This window comes from Actinokineospora pegani (assembly GCF_009745975.1).
GTDB classification, from domain to species: Bacteria; Actinomycetota; Actinomycetes; order Mycobacteriales; family Pseudonocardiaceae; genus Actinokineospora; species Actinokineospora pegani.
Window position 1 is genome coordinate 115648 of record NZ_WHOL01000077.1, and the last position, 13387, is coordinate 129034.

Below are 13387 nucleotides of genomic sequence, written 5' to 3' on the forward strand. Positions count from 1 at the left end.
GAGCCCTCGGACACCCCCGGTCCGAGCCACGACGGAGTGTAGTGGTGCGCCCGCGCCCGCGCGGCTGGTTCCGGCCACCGGCTCGACTTCGCCGCCGCCGAGCCGCCCGGCGGACCGGCTCACGGGAGCACGACCTCCCGACCCGCCCGCAGCGCGGCGCCGAGGTGCCCGAGCAGCGCCTCCCGCTCGGAGTGCAGGAACAGGTGGCCGCCGTCGAGCCGGTGGTGGGTGAACCGGCCCGTGGTCTGCGCACCCCAGGCCTCGACGTTCGCGGGGGCGACATGCGGGTCGGTCCGGCCGCTGAAGGCGGTGACCGGGCAGTCCAGCGGCGGCTGCGGCCGGTGCCGGTAGGTGTCGTTGACCCGGAAGTCCGCCCGCAGCCCGGGCGCGAGCAGCGACATCGTGCGCGGGTCGGCCAGCACCTCCTCCGGGGTGCCGCCGAAGTCCCGCAGCGCGTCGGCGAACTCGGCGTCCGGCAGGTCGTGGATGAGCGGGCGGGTCACCGGCAGTTGCGGCGCCTGCCTGCCGGAGGCGAACAGGTGCTCGGGCCCGCGGCGACCCGCCGCCCGCAGCAGCCGGGTGAACTCGAACGCCACCAACGCGCCCATGCTGTGCCCGAACAGCGCGAACGGCTCGGCGCAGTAGTCCTCGGTGACCTCCGCCAGCGCCGCCACCGCGGCGTCCACGTCCTGGAACGGCTTCTGCAGCAGCCGGGACTCGCGGCCGGGCAGCCGCACCGCGCACACCTCGACGTCGGCGGGCAGCGCGTCGGCCCAGCCCGCGAACGCCGACGCGCCGCCCCCGGCGTAGGGCACGCACAGCAGCCGCAGCCGCGCGCCGGGCACCGGCCGGGTGCGGACCAGCCAGCTCGCGTTCACCTCGGCTCGCCGCGGACGTCGACCACCAGGTGCCCCGGCAGCGGTGGGATGTCGGACAGGTCGTTCTCCAGCCGCACCAGTTCGCCCTCCCGGGAGATCTCGGAGAACCCGGCGAACCGGTAGGTCACCAGCATCATCCGGTTGCGGCCGTTGGGCAGGAACTCGGCGAGCAGCCGCACCCCGGCCTCGCGCGCCAGCCGCCGCAGGTGGGTGATGAGCACCCCGCCGACCCCGCGCGACATGACCCGGCAGGACATCAGCAGCAGCCGGATCAGCCACGCGTCGGCGCCCCGCTCGATCAGCACCAGGCCGATCGTCCCGTACGGACCGTGCCGGTCGGTCAACCGCGCCACCAGCAGCAGGTGGTCCGGGGACGTGCGGTAGCCGTCCAGCTCCTCGTAGGAGTAGGTGTAGCCGGTGGTGTTGAGCTGGTTCGTGCGGACGGTCAGCTCCTCCGCGCGCTTGAGGTCGTCCTCACCCGCGGGCGCGATGGTGAACGTCATGCCCAGCGTGGCCAGGAACTCGTCCTGCGGGCCGGTGAACTCCTGCTCGATCCGGGCGCGCTCCTCGTCGGCGCGGTACATCGCGCGCCGGTGCGCGGAGTCGTCGGTGATGAACCGGGGCGTGAACTCCGGGCGCTCGGCGAGGGAGGCGGCCTCGGCGGCGTCGATCCGCAGCACCTCGGGCACCTCGTAGCCGACCTCGTCGCGCTCGAAGGCGTCGTCGTCGACGAAGGCGAACGAGTCCAGGCCGAGGTTGAGCGCGGTGGCGATGGCGCGCACCGACGACGACTTCGCGTTCCAGTTGATCTGCGGGTAGAGGAAGTAGTCGAGCAGGCCGTGCTCGCGCAGCGCGGCGACGGCGGTGTCGTGGTCGTTGCGGCTGGCCACGGACTGCAGGATGCCGCGCCGGTCCAGCTCGGCGACGACCTCGACGATCCCGGGTCGCAGCGTGACCCGCTCGTCCTCCAGCAGCACCCCGTCCCACACCGTGTTGTCCAGGTCCCAGACCACGACCTTCACGGTCCGGACGGCGGTCTCCTCGGTCATGCCCCTGCCCCCTTGCCCGCGGCGGCCATGGCCCTGGCCTGGTAAGCGGTGTCCGCGATCGTGGTCTGCTGCAACTCGGTCGCGCCCTCGATGATCTCCATGACCTTGGCGTCGCGCAGGTAGCGCTGCACCGGGTGGTCCCCGGCGCAGCCCTGGGCGCCGTGCGCCTGGACGGCGTCGGCGGCGGCCTTGAACGCGCTGGTGCTGGCGAAGTACTTGGCCATCCAGGTCGCGTGCACGCCCTGCTGGTCGCCCGCCTCCCGCAGCAGGCCCGCCTGCTGGCACAGCAGCCGCGCGGCGCTGGCCGCGGTGGCCATGTCGGCGATCATCCGCTGCACCAGTTGGTGATCGCGCAGCCGCGCCCCGAAGGTCTCCCGGTTCTCGGCGTGCGCCAGGGTGGCGTCCAGGCACGCCTGGAGCAGCCCGACGCACCCCCAGGCCACGGTGTAGCGGCCGAGCTCGAGCGCGTCGGCGGCGACGGCGACCAGCCCGAAGCCGGGCCTGCCCAGCAGCGCCGCCCCGGGCACCCGGCACTCGACCAGGCTCAGCTCGCCGAGCATGGACGCGCGGGTGCCGAGGACGGACTCCACCGGGCGCACGGTGAGCCCGGCGCTGTCGGCGGGCACCAGGAACGCCGTCTCCCGGTCGTCGAGGCGGGCGAACAACAGGAACAGATCGGCGCGCTGCCCGAACGTCGTCCACCGCTTCTCGCCGGTGAGCACGAACCCGTCGCCGTCGCGGCGCGCGGTGGCGGCCAGGGCCTTGACGTCGCTGCCCGCGCCCGGCTCGCTCAGCGCGAACGCCCCGATGGTGGCGCCGCGGGCCAGCCGGGGCAGCCAGTGCTCGCGCTGCCCGGTGCTGCCCCAGCGGGCCACGGCGCGGGACACCATGCCGTGCACCGTGATCAGGCTGCGCACCGACGAGCAGGCCCGGCCGGTCTCCTCGCAGAGCAGGCCGAGTGTGGTCTCGTCCAGGCCCGCGCCGCCGTGCTCGGTGGGGATCGCGCCGCCGAGGTGTCCGCGCTCGGCGAACTCGGTGATGAACTCCTCCGGCAGCGCCGACTCGCGGTCCCACTCGTCGGCGAACGGCGCGATCCTGGTGCGGGCGAACTCCTCGAACCCCCGCCGCGCGGCGTCCTGCGCGGCGGTCAGCCCCACTCGGGTCGCCATGTCAGGTTGCCGCCTGCACGCTGCTCTTGCGGCGCACCAGCGCGTCGATGGCCGAGATCGAGGCGAAGTTGGCCCGCTCCAGGTCCTCGTCGTCCACCGCGGCGCCGAGCTGGTTCTCCACGAACAGCACGAGCTGCATGACGAACAGCGAGTTGACCAGCCCGATGGCGAAGAAGTCGTCCTCGTCGCCGAGCGTGTCCGTGGCGAAGAACTGGGTGAGGAAGGCGCGGATGGCGGGCTTGTGATCGGTCACCGGGGACTCCTTTCGTGGGGTCAGGCGAGGGTGCTGGCGTAGTCGAAGAAGCCCTTGCCGCTCTTGCGGCCGAGGTGCCCGGCGTCGACCATCCGGGTCAGCAGCGGGCAGGGTCGGTACTTGCTGTCGCCGAAGGCCTCGTAGAGCCCCTGGACCGATTGCAGGATCGTGTCGAGGCCGATGAGGTCGGCGGTGGCGAGCGGGCCCATCGGGTGCCCGAAGCACTCCCGGAAGATCTCGTCCACCTGCGCGGGGGTGGCGACGCCCTCGTGCAGGAGGAAGACCGCCTCGTTGACGGTGAGCATCAGCACCCGGTTGGACACGAACCCGGGGGAGTCGGCGACCACGACCGACCGCTTCCCCATCTGCCCCAGCAGCCGGTTCGCGGTGTCGACGGTGGCCTGGGAGGTGTGGTGGCCGCGGATGACCTCGACGACCGGTTTCATCGGGACCGGGTTCATGAAGTGCATGCCGAGCACCCGGTCCGGCCGGGTGGTGGCCGCCCCGACCCGGGTGATCGGGATGACCGAGGTGTTCACCGCGAACACGGTGCGCGGGGCGCAGCGCGCGTCGAGGACCTCGTAGACGGGCCGCTTGACGGCCCAGTCCTCGGTCACGTTCTCGATGACGAAGTCGGCCGCCTCGATGCCCTCGTAGGTCGTGGTGCACGAGATCCGCTTGAGCACCAGCTCCCGGTCCTCGGTGGGCGCCGGGCCGCCGAGCATCCTGGCCAGCCGCAGGTTCTGCCGCACGGCGTCGACCGCCTCGCCGAGGATGTCCTCGGTGCGGTCGACCAGCACGACCTCGTGCCCGCTCTGCGCCAGCGACTGCGCCAGGCCCGTGCCCATCACGCCCGCGCCGATCACGCCCACGGTTCGGATGCTGTCCACCATCTGCTCCTGTCCGTCCGTCACGACCCCACCGCCGTGGGCTGGGGTGAAAGCCTGGGGCGCAGCGCGTCGGCCAGGCCGCGCACGGTCAGCGCCTCGAAGAGGGCGGTCAGCGCCAGGTCGACCCCGAAGTGCCTGCGCACCCCGGCGACGACCTGCAGACCGAGCAGCGAGTGCCCGCCCAGCTCGAAGAAGTCGTCGACCACCCCGACCCGGTCCAGGCCGAGCAGCTCGGCCCACTGCGCCGCCAGCACCCGCTCGAGGTCGTCGGCGGGCTCGGTGTAGTCACCCGCGGCCGTGGGCCTGGGGTGGGCTGCGGCTTGCGGGGCCGCCGCGCCGGGGCGCTGCCCGGCGATGTCGGCGATCACCGCGTCGAGGTCCTTGGCGACCACGGCGACGTTCGGGCCCAGGTCGGCGCCCAGCACCCGGCGCAGCGCCTCGACGCCCTCGGCGGGTCGGATGCCCTCCCGCAGGTGCGCGCGCAGCGCGTTGTCCGCCTCGCCGCGCGGGAACCGGTACCCGGCGACCTCGGCCGAGGTGCCGTCGCGCAGCGCGGTGAGCCGGTCGGCGAGGTCGTCGACCTTCTTGAGGACGAAACCCTCCACGGTGGCGACCACCGCGCCGTGCTCGTCGAGCAGCGTGATGTCGGAGACCAGCGTCTGCTTGCCCGGCCGGTCCGCCTCGCGGAAGCGGTGGTGGCTGACCATCCGCGCGGGCAGCGGCGCGAACAGGGTGAGCCTGCCGTAGGACAGCGGGATGCGGAACTCCTCGGCGAAGTTCATGCCGTGGAAGCCCGCCGCCAGGTCCAGCAGCGACGGGTGCAGCCGGATCAGGTCCAGGTCGCCCGCGAACGCGGCGGGCAGCTCCAGCTCGGCGACCGCGGTCCTCGGCCCGAGGTGCACGCGGCGCAGGCAGTCCGAGCGCGGTCCGAACCCCATCGGCCCGGTGTGCGTCACCGGTCCGCTGTCGCGCAGGCCCTCGACCAGCGCGGCCAGGTCACGCGTCCCCGGCGCGCCGTCGGGAGCCCGCTCGACGGCGCCGGTGACGTGCACGTGCCAGTCCTCGGTGTCGGCGCCCACCGCCCGGCTGACGACGTGGAACCGCCGTCCGGCGCCCGCGGGTTCCAGCACCACGCGCAGGTCGCGCCCGTCGTCGTCGCCGACGACGACGGGGGAGAGGAACGTGACCTCGCGCAGTGCGATGCCGACCCCGGTGCCGCCGCTGTGGTGCTCGTACGCGGCGCGCACCAGCTCCAGGTGCCCGGTGCCCGGCACGACCGCGTGCCCGACCATCCGGTGCTCGTCGATCAGCCAGGAGCCCGCGACGCTCAGCCGCGCCGAGTAGACGGCCAGACCCGGCCGGTCGACCAGGCACGCGTCCAGCAGCGGGTGCGCCACCGGGCCCTCCCGGCCGCCGCCGATCATCCGCGCGGCCATGCCCACCGACTGCCAGCCGTCCCAGTCGACCGCGACGACGCGGGGGTCGCCGTCGGCCGCGGCGCGGGCGGCGATCGCGCCGAGCACCGCGTTGGCGGCGACGTAGTCGACCTGGCCGACGCCGCCGGTGATGGCCAGGGTCGACGAGCAGTGCACGGTGAAGTCCGGCCGCAGCCGCCGGGACAGCGCGTCGACCACCAGCCCGCCGCGCACCTTGGGCGCGAGCACCCGCAGGGCCTCGGCCGGGTCCTTGAGCTGCGCCAGACCCGCCGCCGGGACACCCGCGGCGTGCACGATGCCGTGCACCGCGCCGAAGCGCGCCACCGCCTCGTCGGCGATCTCGGCCATCCGGTCGGCGTCGGCGACGTCGCCCGCGGCCACCACCACCTCCGCGCCCAGCTCGGTCAGCTCGCGCACCGCCGGGTGGCCCGGGTCGGCCGTGCGGCCGACGAGCACCAGCCTCGCCGCGTGGTCGGCGGCCAGCGCCCTGGACAGCTCCAGGCCGACGCCGCCGAAACCGCCGGTGATCAGGTAGACGCCGCCGTGGCGCAGCGGGGGAGTGGACCCCGGTACCCGCACCGAGCGGTGCCCGCGCCGCCAGCGCCGCCCTCCGCGCACAGCGGTGACGGTCTCGACGCCGGGGTTGAGCAACTCCGACAGCAGCCGCTCGGCCGCCGCCTCGGGGGCCGCGGCGGGGTCGAGGTCCACCGAACGGCAGGTCGTGTCGAGTTGTTCCAGCGGCAGCACCAGGCACGGCCCGGCCGCCACCGCCTGCTCGGGCGCGAGCCGCTCGGTGCCGAGCACGGCGTGCGCGCCGGTGGTGACGACGGTCAGGTCGAGCGGACCACCGGCCGCCGCGGCGTTGAACAGCAGCAGGCTGACGAAACCGCGGTCCAGGAACGCGTCCAGGGCGTCGAGGTCGGTCGGCGGGCCGACGTTCCACAGGTGCACGACCCGGTCCGGGGTCCCCGCGGCGGCGAGCAGCGCGCGGTGGTGCGCCGGGTCGGTCGGGTCGACCTCGTAGGCCGCCGGGCCGACCTCCCGCCAGTCGGCGCCGGCGCGGGCCGTCGTCACGGTGTGGCCCGCGGCGATCAACGTGTCGGCGAGCGCGGTGCCGACGCCGTGTTCGTCGACGAACAGCAGCCACGACCGGGGTTCGCCGCTCGGGACGGTGGCGTGCGGGGCCAGCGGCTCCCACACCGGCACGTTGAACCACTCGGCGATGTCGTCCTTGCGGTCCAGCGAGGGCGCGGACCTGCCCGCCCGGGCGGGAGCCGGGTCGATCCAGTATCTCTTGCCCTCGAACGGATACGTGGGCAGCGTGGTTCGCGGGGTGTCGCCGCCGCCGCGCAGCGCGGCCCAGTCCAGGTCGACGCCCTCGGCCCACAGCCTGCCCGCGGTGGTCAGGAGGAAGGCTTGCTCGCTGCGCGCGTCGTACTCGCCGGGCAGCGAGGACACCGCGCGCAGGCCGGGGGCGGCCCCCCGTGGCCGGGCGAGCAGGGCCAGGCTGCTCAGCGTCTGCCCCGGCCCCACCTCCAGCAGCAGGTGCTCGGCGCCAGCCCACAGGCGCGACACCGCGTCGGCGAAGCGGACCGGCTCCCGCATGTGCCGCACCCAGGCGTCGCGGTCGAGCGCCTGCGCGGGGGTGACCCAGTCGCCGGTCAGCGTGGACACGCAGGGAACCCGCGGCTCGGCGAGGGTCACCTCGGCCAGCAGCGCGGTGAACTCCCCGGCGATCGGCGCCATGGCGTGCGAGTGGAACGCGTGCGTGGTCCGCACCCGGCGGACCGCGACCTCCTCGGCGGTGAGGCGGCGTTCCAGTCCGGACACCGCGTCCTCGTCACCGGCGACGACGCACAGCAGCGGCCCGTTCACCGCCGCCAGCGACAGCCCGTCGCCGAGCAGTTCGCGGACCCGGGCCTCGGGCAGCGGGACGGCGAGCATCGCGCCCGCGGGCAGGCCCTCGATCAGCTCGGCCCGCTTGGCCACCAGCAGCAGCGCGTCGGGCAGCGAGAGCACGCCGGACAGGCACGCGGCGACGTACTCGCCGATGCTGTAGCCCAGCAGCGCGTCGGCCCGCACGCCCCAGGACTCCCACAGCCGGGCCAGGGCGTACTCGACCACGAAGGTGATCGGCTGCGCGAACCGGGTGGCGTCCAGCCCGCTCGCGCGCCGGGGGCCGCGGCCGAGCATCGCGCGCAGATCGATCCCGCCGGAGTCCGAAGCGGACTCGCCAGCCGGGTAGAGCAGGGTGCGCGGGTCGACGCCGAGCAGCGGCTCCAGGATCTCCGCGCACCGGTCGACCTCGGCGCGGAACACCGGCTCGGCGTCGTACAGCTCGCGGGCCATGCCCGGCCGCTGCTCGCCGAGCCCGGGGAACAGCATGGCGACCGGCGGCCGGGTGCCGTCGGCGGTGCCCGAGCGCACCACGCGTGGGTCGCGCAGCGCGTCGACCGCCGCGCCGGTGCTGTCGGCGACCACGAACCGGCGGTGGGCGAACGGGTGCCTGCCGTCCTGCAGGGTCGCCGCGACCGCCACCAGCGGCAGGTCCGGCGACTGGTCGAGGTGGTCGGCGAGCCGGGCGACGGCGGCGTCCGCAGCCCCGGCGGTCCGGGCGGAGACCGGCAGCAGTTGGCGGCCCGCGGCTGCGGCCCGCCGCTGCGGCGCCTCTTCCAGCACGACGTGCGCGCCGGTGCCGCCCATGCCGAAGGAACTGACCCCGGCGCGGCGCGGACCGCCCTCCTCCGGCCAGTCGCGCAGCGCGGTGTTCACCCGGAACGGGACGGTGTCGAAGTCGATGTCCGGGTTGGCGGTGTCGAAGTGCAGGCTGGGCGGCAACTGGCGGTGCTGCAGCGCGAGCACGGTCTTGATCAACCCGGCCACCCCGGACGCGGCGTGCGTGTGCCCGATGTTGGACTTGACCGCGCCGAGGGCGATCCGACCCGCGGGCACGCCGCGGAAGGCCCGGCTCAGCGCCTCGACCTCGATCGGGTCACCCACGGGTGTGCCACTGCCGTGGGCCTCCACGTAGGACACCGTGGCCGGGGCGACCTCGGCTGCGGCCAGCGCGGCCCGGATCACCCGCTCCTGACCGGCCACGCCGGGGGCGGTGAACCCGACCCGCTGCGCGCCGTCGTTGCCGACGGCCGAACCCCGGATGACCGCGCGGATCGGGTCGCCGTCGGCCAGCGCGTCGGCCAGCCTGCGCAGCACGACCACCCCCGCGCCGTTGCCCGCGACGGTGCCCTGCGCGGTGGCGTCGAACGGGCGGCAGTGCCCGTCGGCGGAGAAGATCCCGCCGGGCTGGTGGACGTAGCCGAGCTGCTGGGCGCGCACGGTGACGCCGCCCGCGAGGGCGGTGTCGCACTCGCCCGCGATCAGCGCCTGGCACGCGGTGTGCACCGCGACGAGCGAGGTCGAGCACGCCGACTGCACGGTCATGGCGGGCCCGGACAGGCCGAGCCGGTAGGCGATCCGGGTCGCCAGGTAGTCGCTCTCGTTGGCGATGTTCCTGGCGAAGACCCCGGCGGTGTCGTCGGGGTCGATGTGCCCGGCGAGGTTGTCCAGGTAGGTGTTGTAGTACGAGCCCGCCCAGACGCCGACCGGGCCGGGGGCGTGGCGCGGGTCGAGGGCCGCGTCCTCCAGCGCCGCCCACGCGCACTCCAGCAGCACCCGGTGCTGCGGGTCCATCAGCGCCGCCTCGCGCGGGTTGACGCCGAAGAAGTCCGCGTCGAACAGGTCCGCGTCCGCCAGCACCCCCTGCGCCGGGACGAAGTCCGGGTTGGCGAGCAGGGCGGGGGACACGCCCCCGGCGACCAGCCGCTCGCGCGGCGCGACGGTGATCGACTCGACGCCGTCGCGCAGGTTGCGCCAGAACCGGTCCGCGTCGGGCGCGCCGGGGAACCGGCACGCCAGCCCGACGACGGCGACCTCCAGGCCAGTGGGCTCGGCGCTGGTCACGACCGGCCGTCCTCTCTCGCGTCCGCGCGCAGTCGGCGACCGCGCAGCACGCGGTCGCGGTCCCGGCCGCGCGGGGCGGCGACGGGGGCGGTGTCGGTGCCCGCGAGGTGCTCGGCGAGCGTGGCCACCGTCGGGCACATGGTCAGCGTCACGACCGGCACGTCGTGGCCGAGCTCGACGCGCAGCAACTCACGCATCCTGGTGAGCAGCAGCGAGTTGCCGCCGAGGTCGAAGAAGTTCTCGTCCTCGCCGATCCGGTCGCGGCCGAGCACCCGGCACCACAGCCCGGCGATCCGCCGCCGCACCGGGTCCCCGATCTCGGCGGCAGGCGCGCCCTGCTCGGCGGCCACCCGCTCGGCGATCTGCTCGGCCAGCGCCAGCCTGCGCACCTTGCCGGTGGGGCTGCGCGGCACGTCGTCGACGCGGAACACCCGGCTCGGCACCTTGTGGTCGGCCAGCCGCTCGGCCACGTGCGCGCGGATGTCGCGCTCGACGACCACGGCGCCCTCCCGCGCGACGACGGCCACGGCGACGTCCTCGCCGAGCGTCGGGTGCGGCAGGCCGAAGGCGACGGCCAGCTTGACCGCCGGGTGGTCGGCGAGCGCGTCGTCCACCTCGACCGGGGCGACCTTCATCCCGCCCCGGTTGATGATCTCCTTGCTGCGCCCCACGATGTGCAGGTGGCCGTCGGCGTCGAGGCGGCCCTCGTCGCCGGTGCGCAGCCACCCGTCCGCGGTGAACGCGGCCAGGTTCGCCTCGGGGTTGTCCTCGTACCCGGCCGTGACGTTCCCGCCGCGGATGGCGATCTCACCGGACTCACCCGTCGGGACGCGCTCCCCGGCCCGGTCGAGGATGATCACCGGCTCGCCGACGGGCACCCCGACCGAGCCGGGCTTGCGCAGACCGGGCGGCAGCGGGTTCGCGGTGACCAGCGACCCCGCCTCGGTCATGCCGTACGCCTCGATGACCGGCGCGCCGAAGGTCTGCTCCAGCGCGCCGAGCAGCGCGAGCGACAGCGGCGCCGAGGCGGAGCGGATGAACCGCAGCCCACCGCCCGCCAGCAGGTCGGCGTGCCCGGCCGCGGCGCTGACCAGTGCCTGGTGCATGGCCGGGACCGCGCTGTACCAGGTGGGGCGGAAGTCCCGGTACCAGTCGAAGAACCCGGTGTCGGAGAAGCCGGGCGCGCAGACGATCCCGCCGCCGCCGAGCAGCACGGCGATCAGCGTGCTGGTCAGCCCGTGCGCGTGGAACAGCGGCATCATGTTCAGGCACAGGTCGTGCTCCCCGATGGCGAACCAGGCGCGGGTGTTGCCCGCGGCCGTGCGCAGCCCGGCGTGGGTGTGTGGCACCAGCTTCGGGCGCGAGGTGGTACCCGAGGTGTGCAGGATCAGCGCGGTGTCGTCGTCCCCGGCCGGACCGCGGCGCGCCTGGTCGAGGTCGCCGGGGTCGCCGCGCAGGTCGAAGTGCCCGGCCGGGGCCGAGTCGTCGGAGACCAGTTCCAGCACGCGCACCCCCCGCGACCGGGCCACGGCCACGGCGGGGGAGTCCGAGCCGGCGGGCACCAGCAGCGCGTCGGCGCGCATGTCGGCGAGGTAGAAGGCGAACTCCCGCTCGCGGTAGGCGGGGTTGAGCGGCGCGGCGGTGGCGTGCGCGGCGACGCCGGTGAACGCCACCGCCAGGTCCGGGCCGTTGGGCAGCACGATGGCGACCCGGTGCCCGCGGCCGATCCCGAACCCGTTGAGGGCGCGGCCGATCTCGGCGACCCGCCGGTCGAGACCGAGGTAGTCCAGCGGTGCGCGGCCGGGGGCGAGCACCGCCGACGCGGTGGGCCGGACCTCGGCGTGCAGGCGGACCGCGCCCGCGAGGCCTGGCGTCAGGTCTGTCGGTGTCACCCGGGTTCAGTCCCTTCCATGACGTCTTCGAGGGTGTGCAGGCCGGGTGGCGCGGCGGCGGCGAAGCGGACGGCCAGCAGGACGCCCGGCAGGAACGCCCGGCGGTCGGCGACGCGGTGCAGCACCTCGACGTGCTCGCCGGGGCCCGCGGCGAGCACCCGGTGCTCGCTCACCGCGTCGCCGAGGCGGAACGACGCCGTCTCCGGCGCGGTGGCCGTCCCACGCGGCCGGCCCCACTGCTCGGCGAGCATCCCGGCGGTGCCGCTCGGCCGGTCGCGCTTGCCCGCGAAGTGCACGTCGAGCACGCCCGCGTCCCACTCCGGGCCGGTCGAGGCGGCCAGTTCGCGGACGAACCGGGCCACCGACAGCAGGGCGAGGCTGAAATTGGCCGCCGCGACCACGGCCCGCCGCCGCGCCACCTCGGCGAGCAGCGCGCGCTCGTCGGCGTCGAGGCCGCTGGTGCCGAGCACGAGCGGGCACCCGGTGCCGGGCAGCGCCGCCAGCAGCGCGGCGGTGGCCCCGGCGCCGGTGAAGTCGACGATCACGGGCGCGCGTCCGGCGACCGGGGACAGGTCGACGGCGGTCTCGCCGTCGGCGCGGCGGGTGCTGAGCCTGCCCAGCGCATCGAACCCCGGCGTGGTCTGCACGGCGTCGGCGACGAGGTCGGACATCCGGCCCCGCACGCCGCAGACGGCCACCGGCACGGTCGGCGCGGTCACCGGTACGCCCCGCCGGTGACCAGGCCCATCCGCCTGGCCAGTTCGGCCTCGACCATCCGCCTGCCGCCGAAGTGCGCCAGCACCGCGCGGCCGGGCCAGCCGGGCCGGGTGACCGGGGTGTCGGCGAGCCCGAGGTCGGCCGTCATGTCCTCGGCGACCACGACGGTCCGGTGCAGCAGGTCGGTGCACGCCAGCAGCACCGCGGCCACCGCCTGACCGCCGGTCGCCTCGGCGCGGGACCCGGCGCCGTGCTCGGCGGCGAGCCCGGCCAGGTTCACCTCGATCTCGAGCTTGCTCAGCTCGTGCGCCAAGTACTGCGACGTGCTCAGCGCCCGCACACCCGCCCCGGTGACGGCCAGCGTGCGGCGCAGGTCCGCGATCACCCCGGCGCACCAGCGGGCGCCGAACGCGGCGAACCGCCAGGCGTGGTCGGCCAGCGCGGCCCGCACCGGACCCGCCTCGGTCAGCGACACCGGCTCGGACAGCGCGTCCCCGCGCAGCACGGCGCCGACCGCCGCACCCACCCCGCCGTCGACCCGCACACCCGCGGCGTCGCTCGGCAGCAGCGCCAGCCGGACCCCGCCGTCGAGGGCGACGGCCACCAGCGCCACCTCCGCACCGGGCGCGGTGAGCTGGAAGCCGCCGTCGAGCACGACATCCGCGCCGTCGCGGATGCCCTGCAAGGGGTTCTGCGACAAGGAGAACAGCGCGTTCGGCCGGAACAACCCCACCGCGGCGGAGGTGGCGCCCGAGCGGACCCGGCCCACCAGCTCGTCCTCGGCGAACAGCGCGAGCAGCGGGTGGATCGTGTGCTCGGCCTCCAGGTCGGCCGCGACCTCGGTGAACGACCGGCCGGCGGTCACCGCCCGCCCCCGACGAACTCGGCGATCGAGTCGACCGTCGCCAGGTGCTGCGGGTCGGCCTCCGGGTCGATCGCCACGCCGTAGCGCGCCTCCAGCGCCTCCAGCAGGTTGATGTAGCCGATGGAGTTCACCCCGGCCGCGTCCAGCGCGCCGCCTGCCGCCCGCAGGTCGGCCACGGTGACGACCCGGCCGGTGGCGACCTCGATCAGCCGCTCGATCTCCGCCCGCCGGTCGGTCGCCCCGACCGGGGCGACGGCCCCGACTGCCTCGTTGCTCAC

General features: G+C 75.3%; 10 protein-coding genes. All 10 read right to left on the minus strand.

Features of this window, described 5'->3' with window-relative positions; translation table 11 throughout:
• Positions 1–119 precede the first annotated feature (119 nt).
• The 10 genes from GCL84_RS12525 to GCL84_RS12570 are packed head-to-tail and all read right to left on the minus strand — an operon-like array spanning position 120 to position 13387.
• The gene (locus tag GCL84_RS12525) at positions 120–878 is read right to left on the minus strand and encodes a thioesterase II family protein (protein ID WP_156755618.1); all 759 of its coding nucleotides are present in this window, start codon (positions 876–878) and stop codon (positions 120–122) included.
• Positions 875–1927 carry an HAD-IIIC family phosphatase gene (locus GCL84_RS12530; protein WP_156755619.1) on the minus strand — a complete coding sequence of 351 codons (1053 nt, stop codon included), beginning with the start codon at positions 1925–1927 and terminating at the stop codon, positions 875–877. Before GCL84_RS12530 ends, GCL84_RS12525 begins: the two co-directional genes overlap by 4 nt.
• Complete coding sequence (locus GCL84_RS12535; protein WP_156755620.1) at positions 1924–3096, minus strand: acyl-CoA dehydrogenase family protein; 1173 nt, start codon at positions 3094–3096, stop codon at positions 1924–1926. Before GCL84_RS12535 ends, GCL84_RS12530 begins: the two co-directional genes overlap by 4 nt.
• A 1-nt stretch (position 3097) precedes the next feature.
• Positions 3098–3349 (minus strand): phosphopantetheine-binding protein, encoded by a 252-nt coding sequence (locus GCL84_RS12540; protein WP_156755621.1) that lies wholly within the window; start codon positions 3347–3349, stop codon positions 3098–3100.
• Between the two features lie 20 nt (positions 3350–3369).
• Entirely contained in the window at positions 3370–4263 is an 894-nt protein-coding gene (locus GCL84_RS12545) for a 3-hydroxyacyl-CoA dehydrogenase family protein (protein ID WP_407924384.1), read from the minus strand.
• A complete protein-coding gene (locus GCL84_RS12550) occupies positions 4260–9635 on the minus strand; it encodes a type I polyketide synthase (RefSeq protein ID WP_197523200.1) in 5376 nt (1791 codons plus the stop codon). Before GCL84_RS12550 ends, GCL84_RS12545 begins: the two co-directional genes overlap by 4 nt.
• Positions 9632–11527: a non-ribosomal peptide synthetase gene (locus GCL84_RS12555; RefSeq protein ID WP_156755623.1), complete on the minus strand. Its 1896-nt coding sequence runs from the start codon at positions 11525–11527 to the stop codon at positions 9632–9634. Before GCL84_RS12555 ends, GCL84_RS12550 begins: the two co-directional genes overlap by 4 nt.
• Complete coding sequence (locus GCL84_RS12560) at positions 11524–12246, minus strand: dihydrodipicolinate reductase C-terminal domain-containing protein (RefSeq protein WP_156755624.1); 723 nt, start codon at positions 12244–12246, stop codon at positions 11524–11526. Before GCL84_RS12560 ends, GCL84_RS12555 begins: the two co-directional genes overlap by 4 nt.
• On the minus strand, positions 12243–13109 hold the full coding sequence (locus GCL84_RS12565) for a hypothetical protein (protein WP_156755625.1): 867 nt from the start codon (positions 13107–13109) through the stop codon (positions 12243–12245). The genes GCL84_RS12560 and GCL84_RS12565 overlap by 4 nt, the downstream gene beginning before the upstream one ends.
• Positions 13106–13387: a phosphopantetheine-binding protein gene (locus GCL84_RS12570; RefSeq protein ID WP_156755626.1), complete on the minus strand. Its 282-nt coding sequence runs from the start codon at positions 13385–13387 to the stop codon at positions 13106–13108. The genes GCL84_RS12565 and GCL84_RS12570 overlap by 4 nt, the downstream gene beginning before the upstream one ends.

Coding starts and splice junctions, on each gene's coding strand:
- GCL84_RS12535 (WP_156755620.1), bottom strand. CDS start 3,096: ATGGCGACCCGAGTGGGGCTGACCGCCGCGCAGGACGCCGCGCGGCGG.
- GCL84_RS12530 (WP_156755619.1), bottom strand. CDS start 1,927: ATGACCGAGGAGACCGCCGTCCGGACCGTGAAGGTCGTGGTCTGGGAC.